Source organism: Paenibacillus albiflavus, from assembly GCF_004344915.1.
Taxonomy (GTDB): Bacteria; Bacillota; Bacilli; order Paenibacillales; family NBRC-103111; genus Paenibacillus_AM; species Paenibacillus_AM albiflavus.
In genome coordinates, this window is sequence record NZ_SKFG01000009.1 from 120,524 (window position 1) to 140,389 (window position 19,866).

The 19,866-nt window shown below is 40.9% G+C and carries 22 protein-coding genes; 21 read left to right on the top strand and 1 reads right to left on the bottom strand.

The window, feature by feature from the left end:
* Nucleotides 1-132: 132 nt before the first annotated feature.
* The 11 genes from E0485_RS10900 to E0485_RS10950 all read left to right on the top strand — a co-directional run bounded on the left by E0485_RS10900 (nt 133) and on the right by E0485_RS10950 (nt 9,799).
* Nucleotides 133-1,305 (top strand): D-alanyl-D-alanine carboxypeptidase family protein, encoded by a 1,173-nt coding sequence (locus E0485_RS10900; protein ID WP_132418066.1) that lies wholly within the window; start codon nt 133-135, stop codon nt 1,303-1,305.
* 146 nt (nt 1,306-1,451) lie between these two features.
* The gene (gene spoIIAA, locus E0485_RS10905; protein WP_132418067.1) at nt 1,452-1,805 is read left to right on the top strand and encodes an anti-sigma F factor antagonist; all 354 of its coding nucleotides are present in this window, start codon (nt 1,452-1,454) and stop codon (nt 1,803-1,805) included.
* The gene (spoIIAB, locus tag E0485_RS10910; protein ID WP_132418068.1) at nt 1,802-2,257 is read left to right on the top strand and encodes an anti-sigma F factor; all 456 of its coding nucleotides are present in this window, start codon (nt 1,802-1,804) and stop codon (nt 2,255-2,257) included. Before spoIIAA ends, spoIIAB begins: the two co-directional genes overlap by 4 nt.
* Before the next feature lie 37 nt (nt 2,258-2,294).
* A complete protein-coding gene (gene sigF / locus E0485_RS10915) occupies nt 2,295-3,050 on the top strand; it encodes an RNA polymerase sporulation sigma factor SigF (protein WP_132418069.1) in 756 nt (251 codons plus the stop codon).
* A 176-nt stretch (nt 3,051-3,226) separates the two neighbouring features.
* Complete coding sequence (locus E0485_RS10920) at nt 3,227-3,859, top strand: stage V sporulation protein AA (RefSeq protein WP_132418070.1); 633 nt, start codon at nt 3,227-3,229, stop codon at nt 3,857-3,859.
* Complete coding sequence (locus E0485_RS10925) at nt 3,856-4,275, top strand: stage V sporulation protein AB (protein WP_328591302.1); 420 nt, start codon at nt 3,856-3,858, stop codon at nt 4,273-4,275. The genes E0485_RS10920 and E0485_RS10925 overlap by 4 nt, the downstream gene beginning before the upstream one ends.
* Nucleotides 4,276-4,289: 14 nt before the next feature.
* The gene (locus E0485_RS10930) at nt 4,290-5,822 is read left to right on the top strand and encodes a spore germination protein (RefSeq protein WP_132418071.1); all 1,533 of its coding nucleotides are present in this window, start codon (nt 4,290-4,292) and stop codon (nt 5,820-5,822) included.
* Nucleotides 5,823-5,946: 124 nt separating this feature from the next.
* Nucleotides 5,947-7,281: a diaminopimelate decarboxylase gene (gene lysA / locus E0485_RS10935; protein ID WP_132418072.1), complete on the top strand. Its 1,335-nt coding sequence runs from the start codon at nt 5,947-5,949 to the stop codon at nt 7,279-7,281.
* A gap of 93 nt (nt 7,282-7,374) precedes the next feature.
* Nucleotides 7,375-8,382, top strand: a complete 1,008-nt coding sequence (locus E0485_RS10940) for a lipoate--protein ligase (RefSeq protein WP_132418073.1) — start codon at nt 7,375-7,377, stop codon at nt 8,380-8,382.
* Nucleotides 8,383-8,408: 26 nt separating this feature from the next.
* Nucleotides 8,409-9,281, top strand: coding sequence for a GNAT family N-acetyltransferase (locus tag E0485_RS10945; protein WP_132418074.1), 873 nt, complete (start codon nt 8,409-8,411; stop codon nt 9,279-9,281).
* Nucleotides 9,282-9,367: 86 nt separating this feature from the next.
* A complete protein-coding gene (locus E0485_RS10950) occupies nt 9,368-9,799 on the top strand; it encodes a peptidylprolyl isomerase (protein ID WP_132418075.1) in 432 nt (143 codons plus the stop codon).
* A 342-nt stretch (nt 9,800-10,141) separates the two neighbouring features.
* Here the strand turns inward: E0485_RS10950 and E0485_RS10955 are convergent, their stop codons facing one another.
* Entirely contained in the window at nt 10,142-10,513 is a 372-nt protein-coding gene (locus tag E0485_RS10955) for a helix-turn-helix domain-containing protein (protein ID WP_132418076.1), read from the bottom strand.
* A 250-nt stretch (nt 10,514-10,763) separates the two neighbouring features.
* Here E0485_RS10955 and E0485_RS10960 point away from each other — a divergent pair, with 250 nt between their 5' ends.
* The 10 genes from E0485_RS10960 to E0485_RS11005 all read left to right on the top strand — a co-directional run bounded on the left by E0485_RS10960 (nt 10,764) and on the right by E0485_RS11005 (nt 19,848).
* Nucleotides 10,764-11,471, top strand: coding sequence for a tyrosine-protein phosphatase (locus E0485_RS10960; RefSeq protein ID WP_132418077.1), 708 nt, complete (start codon nt 10,764-10,766; stop codon nt 11,469-11,471).
* Nucleotides 11,472-11,495: 24 nt separating this feature from the next.
* Nucleotides 11,496-12,254: a YveK family protein gene (locus E0485_RS10965; RefSeq protein ID WP_132418078.1), complete on the top strand. Its 759-nt coding sequence runs from the start codon at nt 11,496-11,498 to the stop codon at nt 12,252-12,254.
* Nucleotides 12,238-12,909, top strand: a complete 672-nt coding sequence (locus E0485_RS10970) for a CpsD/CapB family tyrosine-protein kinase (protein WP_132418079.1) — start codon at nt 12,238-12,240, stop codon at nt 12,907-12,909. The genes E0485_RS10965 and E0485_RS10970 overlap by 17 nt, the downstream gene beginning before the upstream one ends.
* Nucleotides 12,910-13,197: 288 nt before the next feature.
* Nucleotides 13,198-14,511, top strand: a complete 1,314-nt coding sequence (locus tag E0485_RS10975) for an oligosaccharide flippase family protein (RefSeq protein WP_132418080.1) — start codon at nt 13,198-13,200, stop codon at nt 14,509-14,511.
* 17 nt (nt 14,512-14,528) lie between these two features.
* Nucleotides 14,529-15,242: a WbqC family protein gene (locus tag E0485_RS10980; protein ID WP_165921148.1), complete on the top strand. Its 714-nt coding sequence runs from the start codon at nt 14,529-14,531 to the stop codon at nt 15,240-15,242.
* Nucleotides 15,235-15,861, top strand: coding sequence for a PIG-L deacetylase family protein (locus E0485_RS10985; RefSeq protein WP_132418082.1), 627 nt, complete (start codon nt 15,235-15,237; stop codon nt 15,859-15,861). Before E0485_RS10980 ends, E0485_RS10985 begins: the two co-directional genes overlap by 8 nt.
* Nucleotides 15,862-15,881: 20 nt before the next feature.
* Nucleotides 15,882-17,219 carry a nucleotide sugar dehydrogenase gene (locus E0485_RS10990; RefSeq protein ID WP_132418083.1) on the top strand — a complete coding sequence of 446 codons (1,338 nt, stop codon included), beginning with the start codon at nt 15,882-15,884 and terminating at the stop codon, nt 17,217-17,219.
* Nucleotides 17,216-18,169 carry a Gfo/Idh/MocA family protein gene (locus E0485_RS10995; RefSeq protein WP_132418084.1) on the top strand — a complete coding sequence of 318 codons (954 nt, stop codon included), beginning with the start codon at nt 17,216-17,218 and terminating at the stop codon, nt 18,167-18,169. The genes E0485_RS10990 and E0485_RS10995 overlap by 4 nt, the downstream gene beginning before the upstream one ends.
* Complete coding sequence (locus tag E0485_RS11000; protein WP_132418085.1) at nt 18,162-18,764, top strand: acyltransferase; 603 nt, start codon at nt 18,162-18,164, stop codon at nt 18,762-18,764. The genes E0485_RS10995 and E0485_RS11000 overlap by 8 nt, the downstream gene beginning before the upstream one ends.
* Complete coding sequence (locus E0485_RS11005; RefSeq protein WP_235857530.1) at nt 18,733-19,848, top strand: DegT/DnrJ/EryC1/StrS family aminotransferase; 1,116 nt, start codon at nt 18,733-18,735, stop codon at nt 19,846-19,848. Before E0485_RS11000 ends, E0485_RS11005 begins: the two co-directional genes overlap by 32 nt.
* Nucleotides 19,849-19,866: the final 18 nt, after the last annotated feature.

Consider the following 19,866-nt stretch of genomic DNA (forward strand, 5'->3'; position numbering starts at 1 on the left):
TCGCCCTCTCTTTTTGGCGTTAATAAACAATATAAAGGGATTTCGTATATATATATCCATTTTAGTAAAGAATAGTGAGAAGATTGCCATTTGGATCGTTTATTCAACAAGATTAACAGGGGGTTGTTTATTTTGCTTAAGAAATTGGTAGCCTGTTTACTATGTATTCCTCTTGTATTTCTATTAGGGTCAGGTCTTGTATTGGCTGAGCCGATCAAGAAGCCGCAGCAGCAGGTCGATTTAACTCCAAATGCACAGTCAGCCGTACTGATGGATGCAGATACAGGAACGATCATTCAGGGTAAGAATAAAGATGTCAAATTACCGCCAGCTTCTATAACCAAGATTATGACCATGGTACTCATTATGGAGGCAATTGATTCAGGTAAAATTACGCTGGATGAGAAAGTAACAACTAGTGAATATGCAGCCTCCATGGGTGGATCGCAGATATTCCTTCAACCCGGCGAAGAGATGACAGTACAGGATATGCTCAAAGGAATTGCGATGGCTTCAGGCAATGATGCTTCTGTTGCAATGGCCGAGAAGATCGCGGGTTCTGAAGAGAATTTTGTCCAGATGATGAATGAACGCGCAGAGCAATTAGGGATGAAAAATACCCATTTTGTCAATTGTAATGGATTGCCTGCCCAGAACCATTTTACGACAGCTTATGATATTGCCATTATGTCGCGTGAGCTATTGAAGCACCCGATCATTACGAAATTTACGAGTTCGTATCAAGACTATCTACGCAAGGATTCTGAGAAGCCATTCTGGCTTGTGAATACGAATAAATTAGTCCGATTCTACTCAGGTGCTGATGGACTTAAAACAGGCTACACGAGCGAAGCTAAATTTTGTTTATCTGCAACGGCCAAGAGAGATAACTTCCGCATTATCGCAGTTGTGCTTGGTGAGCCGAATACCAAAACACGTAATGCCGAAGTAACTAGAATGTTCGATTATGCTTTTGCTCAATATATGAATTATTCGATTTTCAAATCGGGAGATGAGCTGGGCTCCTTTAAGGTAACAAAAGGGGATGTAAGCTCCGTACCCCTCATTGCTAAACAGCATTATTCTGTGCTTATGAAGAAGGGCGAGTCTACAGAAGGAATCAGACACGAAGTGCAGATCAATTCGGATTTGCGTGCACCAATCGCACAGGGGCAGTCAATAGGCAAACTTATTGTATATAAAGGGGATCAACAGCTAGCGGAATATCCATTAGAATCTCCACTTGCAGTAGGTAAGGCTGGCTGGTGGACGTTATTCAAACGCTCGATTTCCCAGATGTTCTAGTGAGGCTTGTCTAGTTTTAGCAGATTTCTTCTAGTTTTGTAATGAGGCAGGAGATTGGTATGCTGGGGTAGAATTCAGTGTTCATCAAGCGGATGCAGGAACAGCTTAAGCTCTAGGCACCGCGAACGTTTGGGAGTGAACACACAATGAGTTTGCAAATTGAATTCGAGCAGCATAGACGCGCATTAATCGTAAGGTTAAAAGGTGAATTGGATCATCACACTTCTGATGTGGTAAGAGCACGGATGGAGGAAGCAATCAATAACGGAGACGCCTTTCATTTGGTTCTAAGTCTAAGGGATCTATCATTCATGGATAGCTCAGGGCTTGGCGTTATTCTCGGGCGTTACAAGCAAGTAACAAGCAGAGGCGGTAAACTCGTCATCTGCCATGTAAATCCAGCAGTGAATCGTCTATTCGAGCTATCAGGATTATTCAAAATAATCACGTTCGAAGATAGTGAACGTGCGGCGTTAGCCAGTCTGGAGGTCGCACTATGAATAGAAGGATAGATCATAACTTTATGCATTTGGAATTTGCTTCGCGTTCAGAGAATGAATCCTTTGCTCGTGTCGCAGTTGGCGCTTTTATCGCTCAGCTTGATCCGAATATGAATGAGCTTACGGATATCAAAACCGTCGTATCCGAAGCGGTGACGAACAGTATTATCCATGGCTACGAGAATCGTACAGATGGCGTTATCTCGATCAGAGCTGAAATTGATCAAGAAAGCGTTAAGATCACGATTGAAGATTATGGTGTGGGGATAGAAGATCTAGATTCCGCTAGACAGCCGTTATACACTTCTAAACCAGAGCTTGAGCGTTCGGGAATGGGCTTTACGATAATTGAGAATTTTATGGACCATGTAGAGATCGAATCAAAGATTGGAACTGGTACGAAGATCACGATGACCAAGCGAATAGCCTCTAATCATGCTTTATATAACTAAGTTTTACTATACTGCGTAAACTTGAGAGGATAAATCTATGGAAGTTGATTTGAAACACGGATCGCATAGCTATTTGGACGATGGTGAAGTAAAAAGGCTGATTGCGCTTAGTCAGTCTGGTGATAGAGTGGCTAGAGAGACGCTTGTCGGATGTAACGTCAGGTTGGTCTGGTCCGTAGTTCAACGCTTCCTCAATAGGGGCTATGAAGCAGAGGACTTGTTCCAAATTGGCTGCATCGGGCTGCTGAAATCAGTTGATAAATTTGATCTTTCTTATGAAGTGAAATTCTCGACCTATGCTGTGCCGATGATCATTGGTGAGATTCAGCGATTCTTGCGGGATGATGGCACGCTTAAGGTCAGCCGATCGCTGAAGGAGCTAGCGAATAAAGTTCGTAAGATGAAGGATGAGCTATCCAAAACTCTTGGAAGATTACCTACGCTGAATGAGGTTGCGGAACAGCTTGGCATTACGCCAGAAGAGGTTGTCTTTGCTCAAGAGGCGAATAAACCACTTTCTTCGATTCATGAGACTGTGTTCGAGAATGATGGAGATCCAATCACGTTGATGGATCAAATTGCGGATGAGTCTCAGGAAAAATGGTTCGATAAGCTGGCATTAAATGAAGCAATCGGTGGATTATCGGAGCGTGAACGTTTAATCGTGTATCTCAGGTATTACCGAGATCAGACGCAATCAGAAGTTGCTGCAAGACTAGGTATATCACAGGTACAAGTATCGAGGCTGGAGAAGAAAATATTGCAATTAATCAGGGACCAGATTGCTCAATGAGCGATCTGGTTTTTTGTATTATAGAATTTATAACATTCGTGTCATAAATTCTAAGTAATACCTTAAGAAATGCACCGCTTATACGGACGGTGAAACCATTTCTTCTTGTATGGATACAAACCTTCCTCTGTTAGCATACTATTCCTGAAATAGGATTGTGAGGGAGGATAGCGAAAATCATGAGTAACACACTTCCGATTCTATACATGCGACTGCGTCGTGTGGTCCAAATTACTAGAGGTCGAACGGTTAAGCTCAAAGATATTGCCGAACTGGTTACACCTCCAGAATATGAGGATACCTTAGACGACCTGATTATTTATACACCGATAAGAAGGGATGGTAATCGCGTTCTTATTGATATGATCCTGATTACCAATCGGATTCGAGAGGTGATCCCAAGCATGCAAATTCAGCTGTTTGGTGAGCCTCATGTGCTTCTGGAGATTGGGCCAATTAGGCGTCGATCGAGCTTGCCCCTCATTGCACTTGTGTGGGTCGTGTTATTCATTGGCGCAGGATTAACAATAATGAATTTCCATGCAGATGTGAGTATGGCAGCTGTCCATAAGCGAATATATGAAATGATTACAGGTCGTTCCGTAGAACGTCCCTTATTGCTGCAAATTCCGTATTCTATTGGGATTGGTGTAGGAATGATCCTTTTTTTCAATCATCTCTTTAAGAAAAAATTCAACGAAGAGCCAAGTCCGCTTGAGGTCGAAATGTTTATGTACCAAGAAAACGTGAACCAATATGTCATTATGGAGGAGTACCAGAAAAAAAAGGAAAGCGTGAAAGTAAAGTGAGTGAATGGTTAGGCGGCATTCTTATGATTATCATTGGTTTATCGGGGGGGATTGCTGTAGGAAGCGGGATGGTTGCATTTCTGGTTGTCCTCGACATCATCCCAAGACTTACCCAACTGACAAGATCTGTAGCTTATTTGCAGCGATATGAAGAGGCAGTGATCGTGGGATCGATTTTTTTTACTTTAACAGATTTCCATGATATGAAGTTCATGCTGCCTACAATCATTACCTGTATATTTGGCGTATTTGCAGGCTGCTTTGTTGGTATGCTAGCTGCTGCATTAACAGAGGTAGTCAATGTCCTTCCTATCCTCGCCAAACGAATCGGAATGGAATCCTATATGGTTTGGCTGCTTATGGCAATGGTGATTGGCAAGGTAGCGGGTTCTTTATTTGAATGGTTGTTCTATTAATGAGGTGAACATAAATGGAGAAATTAATCGAGCGTATGCGTAAACATAATGCTGAAGATAACAAGTCAGAATGTCCAAAGGCTGCAAATTCAGATCCGATCCCAGTTAGCATAGACGAGCTAAAAGATGTACTCGGAGAGCGGATCGGCTTTAAGACCTCGTATGATATTAATTTACGCGAAATGGTATTTTGCGGTGCCAAGACAGCGATATTATGCTTGAACGGACTCTCTAATGATGAGTTAATAACGTTGATGATCGAGAGATTTTCCTATACATCAGAAATACCTGAAGGCATGAGTTTAACAGATGCCTTCTCTAAGCTGATAATTCCCCATATACAGGTTCAGCCTTTCCGTACACTTACCGAAATAATCGGTGCTGTCTTTACAGGATCGACTGCAGTTTTCTTTGAGGGAGAAGAAACTGCGCTAATGGTCGATATGAAGAATTACCCAAGTCGGTCGACGGAAGAGCCTGATTTGGAACGTGTAGTTCGTGGATCTCGAGATGGATTTGTTGAATCGCTAGTCGTCAATACCTCTCTTGTGAGAAGACGGATTCGTGATCCTAAGCTGCGATTTGAAACCACGAAGGTTGGACTACGAACTTCAACGGATGTATGCATCGGCTATATCAAGGATATCGCAGATCCAACACTAGTTAAAGCAATTCACAACCGAATCAACAATATTACTATTGATGGGTTGCCCCTTGCTGAGAAGCAGCTTGAGGAAGCGATGATTGAGAAGAGCAGTTGGAGTCCATATCCACTTGTACGATACTCCGAGCGTCCTGATGTGGTTGCAGCACATTTACTAGAAGGGCATATTACGATATTTGTTGATACTTCACCAAGCGTCATGGTATTTCCAGCAACGTTCTTTCATCATTTGCAACATGCCGAAGAGTCGCGTGAAGCGCCGGTGGTTGGTACCTATTTGCGATGGGTCCGATTTATTGGGGTTATGGTCTCCATATTTTTACTTCCATTATGGTACCTGCTTGTCGTTCACCCTGAGCTTAAACCACCATTCCTGGATTTTATCGGCCCTAAAAAAATGAGTGAAATACCAGTTCTGGTGCAGTTTCTGTTCGCTGAGTTAGGAATTGATCTGATGCGGATGGCGTCTGTACATACTCCTTCACCATTGGCAACAGCAATGGGTCTTGTTGCAGCTATTCTAATTGGGGATATAGCAGTCAAAACAGGATTATTTATCAATGAGGTCATTCTCTATTTAGCTGTGGCTGTGCTTGGCACATTTGCAACCCCAAGCTATGAGCTGGGCTTGGCAAATCGTCTTGTAAGACTTGCTTTGCTAATCGTGACATCGATATTTGGGGTTTCGGGGTTTGTAGTTGGAACTACACTTTGGCTTATCTATCTGGTTAGATTGCGTTCCTATAACTCGCCATATATGTGGCCCTTCATCCCATTTAACTTCAATGGTATGATGGCTATTCTCATTCGATGGCCTGTGAAAAAAGATAATAAACGACCTTCTTTAGTAAAGCCTTTGGATCATACAAAGCAGAATAATTAATCTAACCATATTGTCAACATTGTAAAAATTGTGCTAATTTTAGTTGAGCGATATATTTGTAGAGATAAGACATACAGAGAAGATATTGCAGATCGGTTGTGTAATGGGGAGAGGGGATAACATAATGTATTTACATGGGACAAGTACGATAAATAGTCAAGGACATTTAGAAATTGGAGGGGTAGACGCAACTGAGCTGGCTGCTCAATACGGAACACCTCTTTATGTGATGGATGAAGGGTTAATACGTCAGCGCTGTCAGGAGTTCATGCAAGCATTCCGCTTGTCTGGTTTACGGTTTCAAGTGGCATATGCAAGCAAAGCATTCTGTGTCATGGCGATGTGTCGTATTGCACAGGAAGAAGGGTTATCGCTTGATGTTGTATCAGATGGCGAATTGTATACAGCTATCCAGGCTGGATTCCCTGTGGAGCGGATTCATTTTCATGGGAATAATAAAACACCGCAAGAAATAGACATGGCAATAGATGCCGGTATTGGCTGCATTGTAGTGGATAATTTTGTTGAGCTTCAGATGCTTAATGCTATTGCAGGAGAAAAAGGGAAGACGGTTAATATTCTGCTGCGCATTACACCAGGTGTAGAAGCTCATACGCATGAGTATATTTCGACAGGTCAAACGGATTCCAAGTTTGGATTCGATCTCGGCAATGGATCTGCCTTCCGTGCGGTGCAAGAAGCATCTGAGTTGTCAAACCTGTCCTTACTAGGTGTACATTCTCATATTGGATCACAAATTTTTGAAGTGGAAGGCTTCAAGATGGCGACAGATAAGGTTGCTCTATTCGCTGCCGAAGTGCGCAATAAATTAAAAGTTGTATTCAAGGTTATTAATCTTGGCGGTGGCTTTGGTATTCGCTATATGGAAGGGGATACGCCACTGCCTGTATCTCAATATGTGAAGGCGATTACGGATGCGATCAAGCATAATTTTGCCGCACAAGATTATCCGCTTCCCGAAATTTGGGTGGAACCAGGTCGTTCTATCGTCGGTGACTCGGGAACAACGTTATATACAGTTGGAACACATAAGGATATTCCCGGTGTGCGCAAGTATGTATCCGTTGATGGCGGAATGACGGATAATCCTAGACCCGCTTTATATGATGCAACCTATGAGGCGATGCTAGCTAATCGCGCAACAGAGCCGAATGCAGAGATTGTGTCTATTGCAGGTAAATGCTGTGAAAGCGGCGATATGCTCATATGGGATGTGAATCTACCAAATGTAGAGTCTGGTGATTTGCTGGCAGTATCCTGTACGGGTGCATATAACTACGCAATGGCAAGCAATTATAACCGAATTCGCAAACCTGCGGTTGTGTTCGTACAGAACGGCCAAGCAGACGTTGTAATCAAGCGCGAATCATTTCAAGATATCGTCGCGAATGATGTGATCCCTGAACGATTGAAAATGGTAACCAGCGGAGCTGTATAGGTACAGAGTTCACCGTCTTTAAGACGGTATAACTGTTTCTTCTTGGCTAATCTGGTATAATTGAAACTGATTTCATTTATGGAGGAATAGCTTATGTTACTGTTTATCGACAATCAAAAGAATACGAATCCCAAAATAAATCTAGCTATTGAAGAATATGTGTTAAGGAATCTTCCTCTAGATGATAGCTACTTGTTATTTTATATTAATGAACCATCGATCATTATCGGTAAGAATCAGAATACGATAGAAGAGATCAATGCGGAATATGTGCAAGATAACGGCATTCACGTCATTCGTAGGCTATCTGGCGGCGGTGCTGTTTATCATGATTTGGGTAATTTGAACTTTAGCTTCATCACCAAGGATGATGGACAGTCCTTTCATAATTTCCGTAAATTTACCCAACCAGTCGTACAAGCGTTGAATGAGCTTGGAGTCGAGTGTGAGCTTACGGGACGGAATGATATCCAAGTGGGTGAACGCAAGATTTCAGGTAATGCACAATTTGTGACCAAAGGACGTATGTTCAGTCATGGTACGCTCTTGTTTGATTCGGAAATCGAGCATGTAGTATCTGCGCTTAAAGTTAATGCTGCCAAGATTCAGTCCAAAGGGACGAAATCAATTCGCAGCCGTGTAGCTAATATATCGGAGTTCTTGCAGCAGGAGATGACGATAGAACAGTTCAAGCAGGAGCTGCTTCGCAAGATTTTTGGCATGAATCCTGAAGAAGTGCCGCAGTATCGGTTAACGGATGAAGATTGGGTCAAGATTAACCAGATCTCAGAAGAACGTTATCAGAACTGGGATTGGAACTATGGCTACTCGCCAAAGAGCAATATTCAGAATATGAAGCGGTTCCCTGTCGGTATTATTGATTTAAGGATGGATGTTGCCGAAGGACGCATTAAAGGTATGAAAGTATTTGGGGATTTCTTCGGTGTAGAGGATGTCTCTGAGCTAGAAAGTAAGCTGCAAGGGGTTAAATACGAAGAAACTGAGGTTCGTGAAGCATTAGACGACGTTAACATCCAAGGGTATTTTGGCGCTATAACGCTAGATAACTTTATCGACCTCATGTTTCTACGTGAACAATAATTTGCGATTGCAAATGGAGGGGTAGTTTGGAAAAATTAAATGGAATCGTAGCAAGTAAACAGTTGAATCCGAATGAATTAGAACAAGTTAGATTATTGTCGCAAGCTTGTCTTGCTCATGACGGACTTCGGATGAAGCTGAATTGGAATACACTCTCGGAAAGAAACAGCGATGAGACCAATGATTTTCTCATGTATCAAGATGGGCAGATTGTTGGATTTCTAGGGCTCTATTCTTTTGGGAGTGCTGAAGTTGAAGTTAGTGGACTCATTCATCCAGATTATCGACGTAGAGGCTTGTTTAGGAGTCTATTAGATCGTGCGATCGTGGAGTCTAGAAATCGGAAGTTTAGTAGAATGCTGCTCATAAGTCCGGGCAGCTCGGAATCGGGGAAAGCGTTCGTTCAGCAGGCAAATGCGTCGTATTCTTTCTCTGAGTATTATATGGAACGTCATAATCAAGCAGCACCCGTAATCTCAGAAGCGCGTACGCGTTTAAGAACAGCAACTATTGACGATGCTGAAATATTGCATAAGTTAAATCAATCGGGCTTCTCGATGTCTTATGAGGAATCTGTAGAATGGGTAACGGGTTCCTTGAACTCAAGCGACGACATTAATCTAATCGCTGAGTTAGATGGTGTGCCGATCGCTAAGCTTGGTGTGATGCTGCAACCAAATCAAATTTTTATATTTGGTTTTTGCGTAGCGTCCGAATATCAAGGCAAGGGACATGGACGCAATATCCTGAAGCAAACGATCGCATACGGCATTGAGGAATTGGGTCAATACAACAGTGCTTTGGAAGTATCTGTGAGTAATGAAGGTGCGCTCGGTCTCTATTTATCGTGTGGGTTTCAAACTGTAAGCAGCTATGATTATTTTCTTATTCAATTATAGATTGATTTCTGCCGATTATTTGTGTAGGCTAGTGTAATCGTGTACAATAAACACATCTCATCATACATAAGGAGTGAATAACAACAATGGCTAAACAAGCTCATATCACAATGCAAGGCGGCGGCAAGGTCGTTATTGACTTATTCGATCAAGACGCACCAAATACAGTAGCTAACTTCGAGAAGCTAGCGAATTCTGGGTTTTACAATGGACTAACTTTCCACCGTGTAATCCCTGGCTTCGTAGCTCAAGGCGGTTGCCCAAATGGCTCCGGTACTGGCGGCCCTGGCTACCAAATCAACTGCGAAATCAATCCAAACAAGCATGAACGTGGAACTTTAGCAATGGCACATGCTGGTCGCAATACTGGCGGAAGCCAATTCTATATCTGCTACGCACCACAGCCGCACCTTGATGGCGTGCATACTGTTTTCGGTAAGGTAGTAAAAGGTATGGAATTCGTTGATGAATTCAAAGGCCGCGATGTAATGGAATCTGTTCAAATCGTAGAAGTATAAGATCTATTTAAAAAACCTGTCATCCTAATGCAGCATTAGGGTGACAGGTTTTTTTTGCGTTTATAAAATGGGTTGATCTTTTCGACAAAAATAGAAGAATTGTTTTTTTGCTGACAATCAGAAACTGACAATATTACCATGAGTTGTAAGCTATAATTAAGCGTACCACTGGAAAAAGGGTAATTCATATATAAGTGAGGTTCTCAACCATGATGAATGAAGAAATGCAAAACGTATATGCGCAAAATAACATCATTGATGTGAGGCAAGCCAAGATCGAGCTAGACATACATATGATATTAACCCAATTAGGGATAAAGCTAGATCGGTGGCAAGAGGAATTTATGGAGACATCATCCGCTCAGCGCGGACAAAGGCAATAAACCGTTTCGTCTCTTCCGCTGTTAATTTGCGGCCGTCAACCATCAAGCTGTATTTATCTAATAGATCCGCATCTGAAAGCTCCAAATCATCTGCGAATTGTTGAACCTCGTTATCTAACGTATTCGTCGGTATAGCTGTTCTTCCAATCAGGTAGTCGGTTGAAACTTGGAATAGATCAGCTAACTGCGTTAACGTTTCAAAATCAGGCTTACGACGATTTTTTTCATAATGAGATAATGCAGCTCTCGTAATCTTAAGGAGGGCTGCTAAATATTCCTGCGTCCAACCCCTCTCTTCCCGAAGCTCCGCGATTCGATTACCGTAACTCATATTTGCCCCCTTAGATGTCATGATTACAACTGAATGAAGAAGTGTGTCGCTAACTTTATGTCAAATAGATACAAATCGTAACAAATATTCAGAAAAATTCACTTGACATGCTACATATTGTATCTTAAATTAGTGGTATAGGAATGATACAAAATGTATATATGCGTGTAGCAAAAAACTTGTACTAATCTCATATTACTATAATTCTGAATTGGATGCATTAATTTTTCCCTTAATAAGGAAGGTGTTATTGTTGATTGATATTCACTGTCATATCCTTCCGTTCGTTGACGACGGTCCTCGAGACTGGGATGAATCACTTCGGATGGCTATGGTCGCGGTAAATAATGGCATACATACGATAATTGCAACGCCACATCATGGAAAGAATCGTTATTACAACTCTGCCAATAAAATTGTTGAACAAGTCACGATACTGAATGAAATATTGCATGCCAGAAGCATTCCATTAGTTGTAAAGCCAGGCCAGGAATTTTATTTGTCGGAGGATTACAAAGAACAATATGAGCAAGGAAATTTACAAAAACTCGGAAATTCATCTTTTTTGCTAGTGGAGCTCCCTGAAAGAAATGTACCCGATTATTTTGACGAATTTATCGCAGACATGTACAGCCGCTCTATTCAGATTGTAATCGCCCATCCAGAACGTTATTCCTATGTGATAAAAAAACCAAGCATTTTATCGGAATGGATTAAAAAAGGATTATTACTTCAAGTTAACGCTAGCTCGCTGCTAGGCCTGAATGGAAGGACGATACAGAAAACGGCAGTGAAAATTTGCAAGCTGAGTTTGCATCATTTTATTGCTTCTGATGCTCATAATACGATGACTCGAGGTTTTTATTTAAGAGAAAGTTATCATAAATTGACTGAAATCATGAAGAGTGAATTTAAAGGTTTTTATAATAGAGCGGATTTTTTACTTGAGAAAATCTAAGCTGAAGAAATTTGGGGGATCACAATGGATTTTGATTTGAAAACGATATTCTTAACTTTAAGAAGAAGATTTTGGCTGATTGCAGTGTTTGTCATTGTGATTACAACTTTGGTTGGCGTTTATTTTTACATGTTTGCTAAACCGACCTATGAAGCTTCCACCAAAATTATTGTCAACAAAACACGTGTAGTGAATGGGCAAACTGAAATTAACATGGGTGATGTGGAGACGAATATTAAAATCATGAGCACCTATAAGGATTTATTGAAAACAGATTGGATCATGAAGGGTGTTGCAGAGGAGCATCCTGAATTCAAGCTTACAGCAAAGGAATTAATCGACAAAATAAATGTGACGGATACGAATGATTCACAAGTGATGACTTTTAGTGTAAAAGATCAATCCTACCCACTTGCGGTTGAAGTCGTTAATGCGATTACCAAACAGTTTAGCAAGAAGATTCCTGAGCTCATTGAAGTCAATAATATAACGATACTCAATGAAGCTGATATTCATGCGCAGCCTGAGCGGGTAAGTCCATCACCTTTACTTAATATCGTAATTGCATTTATTATTTCAATGGTTTTTGGGATGGGGCTAGCCTTCTTGAAGGAGCACTTGGATGATACTTTGAAAAACGAAGGTGATATCGAACGCCTTCTTGGCCTCCCTACCTTAGCTGTTATCAACAAAATGAATCGTAATGATTTGAAAATGATTAATCAACATGACAGTTTTCAGAAGGAAAAGGTTGGTGAGAAGACATATGCTTCGACAAATTAATCGTCAGGCAATGATTGCCAGTATTAATCCAAGATCGCCAGTGTCAGAAACGTTTCGGATGCTCAGAACAAACTTGCAGTTTCTTATAAATGATGATGGGTTAAAAGTTATATCCGTCATTTCTGCAAATCCAGGTGAAGGCAAATCAACGACGTTAGTAAATTTGGCTATTACTTTTGCTGATGAAGGGAAGCGGGTTTTATTAATCGATGGCGACTTGAGACGATCTTCCTTGCATCAAATTTTTCAACTCAGGAATGAAATGGGTTTATCCAATTATTTGGGCAGGAAAAGCGATATCCAGAACATCATTCATCAAACGTATATTCATAATCTTGATGTCATCACATCGGGTCCCGTAACTTATAATCCATCCGAATTATTAGGTTCTGCGAAGTTCATTCAGTTGATTGAGCAATTGAAGGAACAATACGATCTTGTTCTATTTGATTCTCCGCCTTTAATCGTTGCCGACTCCAAAATAATTGCTAGTAAAGCGGATGGCGTAATCATCGTTGTTAAGTCAGGCAAAACGAGGCGTGATGATGTGCTGAAACTTAAAAATCAGCTTGAAGGTGTCAATGTCAATGTGCTTGGCGTTGTACTGAATAATCATAAACCACAAAAGATGAACGGGTATCATCATTATTATTAGAACCATTTAATCAATCATAATGATATGAAAAAGCAGGCTGTTTTCAGGTAATATCTACTGTACCTTTATCATTGTAGATACTCGGTTATACTGTGGGCTGTTGATGCCTTAGACGTTGATCGTCAAGGGTATGATGTGAGGAGGGGTTAGATGCCCCTGTTTAGTATTATAAATTGACTTTGTGGTTTATTTAATCAATTACTGATTGATTAACTTTATAATTTTGGTTATCTAATCAAGAATTGATTAAGGGTAATCATTGTTACTTAAGTTAGGAGATATCTAGAAATGAATATGATGCTGACAAAGGCGACGAGAATCATTCAATCCAAAAGCAAATTACTAACGAATCAACTCGTTAAAAATACGTTGTGGATGCTTGTAGGACAGGGATCAAGAATCCTGATACAAGCTGGTTATTTTATATTAATAGCTAGAACTTTAGGTGCTAATGGATTCGGATCTTTTGCAGGTGTAGTTGCACTTACGGCAATTTTATCCCAATTTACAAGTTTAGGTACGGGGACTTTATTGCTGAAGCATGTGGCTATTGATCATCGGAGTTTTCCGGTCTTTTGGGGGAATGCTTTGCTCATAACAGCTTTGTCAGGTGTCGCTATGATCGGGGTGATGATCGGATTCTCAGAGATTTTATTTCCTGAAACGATTTCTTTGCTGCTTGTCATTTCGATTGCCTTCTCAGATTTATTATTTTTACCCTTGTTGGATTTAAGTACACAAGCATTTCAGGCATTTGAAAAAATGTTCTGGACCTCGCTGCTTCAAGTGTTTTTAAGTGTAAGCAGACTACTGGCAGTCGTTTCCTTACATTGGTTTATATCAAGTCCGGTCCCTGAAGAATGGGGGCTTTTTTATTTGGTTAGTACGGTCCTAAGTGCTTTGATCGGCTGTATTGCTGTCACAATAAGTCTGGGCGCCCCTTCTCTGAGCTTGTCGAAATATTGGTCGGAAGCGATGGTTGGCATTCATTTTTGCATGAGTCAGTTTGCCCAAAGCATGTTCAATGATTCTGATAAAACGCTCCTTCCGCGTTTGGCAAGTGTAGAGGCTGCGGCCATTTATACATCTGCTTATCGAATAATAGATGTATCGTTTACACCAATACGATCTTTGCTCGCAGCTTCGACAGCAAGATTTTTTAAACATGGTGCTTCAGGCATAGAGGGCGGGTGGAAGTTTGGCCGTAAAATCTTCCCTGCTGGATGCATTATTGGTGCCCTTTCGGGGATTTTGTTATTGTTAATAGCTCCATTCATCCCTTATATACTCGGCTCAGAATATCAGCAAGCGATGTATGCGATACAATGGTTATCCGTTATTCCCTTATTAAAGGCAATTAATTATTTTGCGGCAGATCTATTAACGGGTTCTGGATTTCAAAGTCAACGAAATAAAATTCAATTCTCAGTCGTGATTCTTCATATCGCAGTTAATTTGATCGTTATTCCTATTTATTCTTTTATAGGTGCAGTGTTTGTGAATATTGGCGCAAACTTATTGCTAGGCTGTGGTTTATGGATGCAGGTTTTGTATTTGAGATCGAAAGAGAAACGGTTAGGGCGGCAATATGAATCAATTTAACAAGGAGGATGAAAAGATTGATCGTTGCAGTACATCAGCCAAACTACATACCTTGGATTGGCTTTTTTGACAAAATGGATCAAGCTGATATTTTTGTTATTTTGGATACAGTACAACATTCAAGAACAAGTGTTACACATCGGAATTCGATTAAATGTCCATCTGGGAGCTTATTATTATCCGTTCCGCTTCAAAATAAAGGGCAGGCTATAAACCAATTAATGATCAATGAGGATCACAATTGGAATGATAATCATTGGAAAAGTATTGCTTATAATTATCGGCGCAGCAAGTATTGGGAATTATATGAGGATGATTTCAAGCAAATCTATCAATCAAATTGGAAGCATTTGGTTGACCTCAATATGAGCATTATACAGCTTGTCATTAATATTTTGAAAATTGAAACAAATGTTGTGAAGGAATCGACATTCCCTGTCGATATGGGGGTTGGCAGCAGCCGCATCGTCAATATATGCAAGCATATAGGTGCAACAACTTATTTATCAGGTATCGGGGCGAAGGCCTATAACGATGAACAGCAGTTTGAGCAAAATGATATCAATCTCGTTTATCAGGAGTTTATTCATCCTTATTACAATCAGCAGTGGGGACCATTCATGAGTCATTTGTCCGTGCTTGATCTGATATTTAATCAAGGGCCGCAGTCCATTGATATCATCCGTAATTACCGTAACTCAACGAAAAAATCGGAGGTTTATAATGGGTAGGAAAATTATTGTTCTTTCACCTCATACGGACGATGGAGAACTAGGATGCGGGGCAACACTTGCCAAAGCGATCAGCAAGGGAGATGAGGTTTTTTATCTTGCTTTTACAGGGGCGGAACGGTCTGTTCCAGAAGGCTATCCATCCAATATTTTGAGATTGGAAGCGAAAGAATCCACAAGAGTATTGGGTATTAAAGCTGATAATGTAGAAATTCTTTCTTACCCTGTTCGAGAATTTAACGCCTACAGGCAAGAAATTCTGGAGGATTTAGTCCGAATGAACAAGCAGGTCAATCCAAACCTTGTGTTCATCCCATCATTAAGAGATCGTCATCAAGATCATCAAGTGATCGCTAATGAGGGCTTGCGCGCATTTAAATCGGCTTCTATTTTATCTTATGAACTTCCTTGGAATAATATTGATTTTGCAGCACATAGTTTTATGGAAGTTGATGAAAAGCTGCTTCGTCAAAAAATGGAATCTTTAAGCTGCTATAAGTCGCAAAGTCATCGTCCATACATGACAGAAACATTTATAAATGGTTGGGCGTCCATGCGTGGCGTTCAATGCGGCAAGACTTATGCAGAGGCGTTTGAGGTATTAAGAATTTACTTATAAATCAAATTATTTGGAGGTTGATGGTCATCTTGTCACAAGCATCTATTATTTCGTTAAAGGAATCTGTTCTTGAAAAAATTAAAAATAGAACAGCCATAGTAGGGGTTATTGGTTTAGGTTATGTTGGTCTTCCTTTTGCAATCGAGAAGGCAAAGGTAGGCTTTCATGTAATCGGAGTTGATCAGAATCCGCTGAAGGTGAATCAGATCAATAGTGGGCATAGTTATATCGACGACGTGAATGAGCAAGAGCTGCAAACATTAGTTGATGCTGGATTGATCAGAGCTTCCGCAGACTTTAATGACCTCAAAGAAATGGATGCAATTGTAATCTGTGTACCAACACCATTAACCAAGAACCTGGTTCCTGATCTTCAATACGTCAAACATGTTGCCCAAGAGATCGCCAAACGTGTAAGACCAGGACAATTAATCAGCTTGGAATCAACGACATATCCAGGAACAACACAAGATGTCATTCTACCCATTCTCGAAGCATCCGGATTAACAGTGGAAGAAGAACTATATCTTGTTCATTCGCCTGAACGAGTAGATCCTGGCAATACTCGATATTCAACCAAAAATACGAATAAAGTAGTTGGCGGGGTCGGACCCAATTCGCTTGAGGTTGGGGAAACTTTCTATAAACAGACGGTTGATCACGTGATTCCAGTATCGAGCAGCAATGTCGCAGAGCTTGTGAAGGTATATGAGAATACATTTCGTGCGGTCAACATTGCACTTGTTAACGAACTTGCCCTACTTTGTGATCGCATGAATTTAAGTGTATGGGAAGTGCTCGATGCCGCATTTACGAAACCATTTGGAATCATGCCATTCTACCCAGGTCCAGGAGTAGGAGGACATTGCATTCCAATTGATCCGCATTATTTGGAGTGGAAAGCGAAGGAATTCAATTTTAACACGCACTTTATCGCTTTGGCTGGTGAGATTAATCGTAGAATGCCCGAGTATGTCAAGGATAAAACGATGCGATTGCTGCATAAGGCAAATAAGCCTGTTGCACAAATGCAGGTTCTTATACTGGGCGTTTCTTATAAGAAAGACTTGCCTGATTATCGTGAGGCTCCAGCAATCGAAGTTATTCGTTTACTCCAAGATACTGTGCATGTTTCATACCATGATCCACATGTTCCAGAGATTGATGACAGTGGAATAAACATGAAGTCGGAGTCTTTAACAGAAGAGTTATTAGAGCAAATGGATATTGTGCTTATTTTGACCGACCATTCGACGATTGATTATGAGTGGGTAGTTGGCAAAGCTAAACAAGTATTCGATACACGGAATGTTGCCAAAAAAATTACGCAATATAGGGAGAAAATTACATTGCTATGATAAATGTTGGGGTTGTTGGTGCAGGATACTGGGGGAAAAATTTAGTTAAAACATTTTATGAAATGGGCTGCTTAGCCGCAGTTGTTGAAATTGATCCAGAATTGGCGAACAAGGTTAAATCTCAATTCCCCGAGATTCCTGTGTACCCAGATTATGATCAATTGTTAGAAAGCACAATTTCGGCAGTTGTGATAGCCACACCTGCGCATACACATGCTGCTCTTGCAGAGAAAGCCTTGTTAGCTGGGAAGGATGTATTTGTTGAGAAACCGATCACTCTGTCCGTAAATGAAGCAGAACGTTTACATGAAATTGCTGAAACGAACAATCGAATCCTAATGGTCGGTCATATGCTTGTATACCAGCCTGCTATTCGATTTGTGAAAGAATTTATTGATAGCGGAAGAATTGGTACTTTATATAGTCTGCATCAAACCAGATTAAAACTCGGTAAAGTACGAACCATTGAGAATGTACTTTGGAGTTTAGGCGTGCATGATATAGCCGTATGTCTTTACTTAATTAATAGGGGTAATCCTAATGTAGCAATTAATGGTCACAAGGTGCTTCAACGAAGTATTGATGATGACATCTACCTACATCTACAGTTTGATAATATCCATGCACATCTGCATACTTCATGGCTTTGGCCTAAACAAGAGCGGCGTTTGGTTCTGATCGGGAGTGAAGGATCACTTGTGTATGACGAGCTAGACCAAACTGTTACATTTCATCGCAATTATATAGATGCTAATTTAAAAGAAGTTATGCAGGGCAGTGAACTAATATTTCGTGGCGAAGCTGAGCCGCTTAAATTGGAATGTCATCATTTTATTACATGCATACAAGAACGGAAGCGACCGCTTACCGATGGAGCACAAGGCATTGCGGTCATTCAGATTATCGAACAAGCAATTAACCTGTTGAATAAAGGTGATTGGAATGAGTAATAAGGACTATTATGCGCATGAGTCGGTATACATTGATATGGGCGCAACGATAAAAGAAGGAACTAAAATATGGCATTTTACTCATGTGATGGGTGGGGCAGAGATCGGATCTGGCTGTTCACTTGGTCAAAATGTGTTCATTGCAAACGGCGTGAAGATTGGGAATAACGTCAAAATCCAAAATAATGTCTCTGTATATGAAGGGGTTGTGCTAGAAAACAATGTATTTTGCGGACCAAGTGTCGTATTCACGAATGTTAAGACGCCACGGTCTGCATTTCCCCGAAATCAGTCTACGGATTATCACACAACGATCGTGAAAGAAGGGGCGAGCCTGGGAGCCAATTCGACGATAGTATGTGGCGTAACCATTCATGAATGTGCACTTGTCGCTGCAGGCGCGGTTGTTACGAAGGATGTGCCCGCCTATGCAGTTGTTGCAGGTGTGCCTGCTGCTATTATCGGCTGGGCATGTGAGTGTGGAGAAATGCTGAAGTTTGAATCAGAAATTTGCATTTGCAGCGCATGTAAGCGAATGTATGAACAAATTGGAGGCTCGGAAATTGGAAACTATACCAATATTGAATTTAGCTAATGAGATTGATGAATTATGGGAAGAAATTACGAGTGCCATTCAAGATGTCTTACGAACTGGCACTTTTATTATGGGGAAGAATGTTCAAGCGTTTGAGCAAGAGGCAGCCGAGTATTTGGGCGTAAAACATGCCATTAGTTTGAACTCAGGCACTGATGCATTAGTACTTGGTCTTATAGCAGCTGGAGTCGGACCAGGAGATGAAGTGATTACAACATCATTTACGTTCTTTGCAACAGCGGAGGCAATCAGTCACGTAAAGGCTAAGCCCGTTTTTGTTGACATTGATCCTTTGACAATGAATATAGACCCATCGCAGATTGAATCCGTCATAACGAAGAATACCAAAGCGATCATTCCCGTCCATTTATTTGGGCAAGCTGCGGATATGGGGAAGATTCTAGAGATTAGTGCTAAGTATGATTTAAAGGTAATAGAAGATGTTGCACAAGCTTTTGGCGGTAAATACCTAGGAGCAAATTTAGGAACTATAGGAGATATAGGGTGCTATTCGTTCTTCCCTTCCAAGAATCTTGGGGCATATGGAGATGGAGGGCTTCTGACAACAAATGATGACGGTATCGCAGAAGTCGTTCGAATGCTGAGAGTCCATGGCTCAAGAAAGAAGTACTATAACGAATTGATTGGCTATAATTCCAGACTTGATGAAATGCAGGCGGCCATATTGCGGGTGAAATTGCCTTATCTGGATGAGTGGAACAAGAAGAGACAATCAGTTGCGGGTTATTATAATGAAATGCTGCAGCACGTTCATGGTGTAAGTTCGCCATTTAAAGCTCCCTATGCAGATCATGTCTATCACCAATATACGGTTCGCATAGCTGAAGGAAGACGTGACTATGTACATCAAGCTTTAAAAGAGCAAGGAATAGGAACGATGGTTTATTATCCAACACCTGTTCATAAATTACCTGTTTACGCACATTTAAGGTACGATTTACCTCAAACAAGCAGAGCGTCTGAAGAAGTCATCTCCTTGCCCATTTGGCCACAAATCAAAAGAGATACATTAGAGACGGTTGTTGCAACGCTAAATACAATTCTTCAATCTACTTATGTTTAGAATACGTTCGGGGGAATC

Bases quoted from the DNA above. Each gene is read 5' to 3' on its own strand.
- spoIIAA (WP_132418067.1), top strand. From the start codon at position 1,452: ATGAGTTTGCAAATTGAATTCGAGCAGCATAGACGCGCATTAATCGTA.
- spoIIAB (WP_132418068.1), top strand. From the start codon at position 1,802: ATGAATAGAAGGATAGATCATAACTTTATGCATTTGGAATTTGCTTCG.
- sigF (WP_132418069.1), top strand. From the start codon at position 2,295: ATGGAAGTTGATTTGAAACACGGATCGCATAGCTATTTGGACGATGGT.
- E0485_RS10930 (WP_132418071.1), top strand. From the start codon at position 4,290: ATGGAGAAATTAATCGAGCGTATGCGTAAACATAATGCTGAAGATAAC.
- lysA (WP_132418072.1), top strand. From the start codon at position 5,947: ATGTATTTACATGGGACAAGTACGATAAATAGTCAAGGACATTTAGAA.
- E0485_RS10940 (WP_132418073.1), top strand. From the start codon at position 7,375: ATGTTACTGTTTATCGACAATCAAAAGAATACGAATCCCAAAATAAAT.
- E0485_RS10950 (WP_132418075.1), top strand. From the start codon at position 9,368: ATGGCTAAACAAGCTCATATCACAATGCAAGGCGGCGGCAAGGTCGTT.
- E0485_RS10955 (WP_132418076.1), bottom strand. From the start codon at position 10,513: ATGAGTTACGGTAATCGAATCGCGGAGCTTCGGGAAGAGAGGGGTTGG.
- E0485_RS10965 (WP_132418078.1), top strand. From the start codon at position 11,496: ATGGATTTTGATTTGAAAACGATATTCTTAACTTTAAGAAGAAGATTT.
- E0485_RS10970 (WP_132418079.1), top strand. From the start codon at position 12,238: ATGCTTCGACAAATTAATCGTCAGGCAATGATTGCCAGTATTAATCCA.
- E0485_RS10975 (WP_132418080.1), top strand. From the start codon at position 13,198: ATGAATATGATGCTGACAAAGGCGACGAGAATCATTCAATCCAAAAGC.
- E0485_RS10985 (WP_132418082.1), top strand. From the start codon at position 15,235: ATGGGTAGGAAAATTATTGTTCTTTCACCTCATACGGACGATGGAGAA.
- E0485_RS10990 (WP_132418083.1), top strand. From the start codon at position 15,882: ATGGTCATCTTGTCACAAGCATCTATTATTTCGTTAAAGGAATCTGTT.
- E0485_RS10995 (WP_132418084.1), top strand. From the start codon at position 17,216: ATGATAAATGTTGGGGTTGTTGGTGCAGGATACTGGGGGAAAAATTTA.
- E0485_RS11000 (WP_132418085.1), top strand. From the start codon at position 18,162: ATGAGTAATAAGGACTATTATGCGCATGAGTCGGTATACATTGATATG.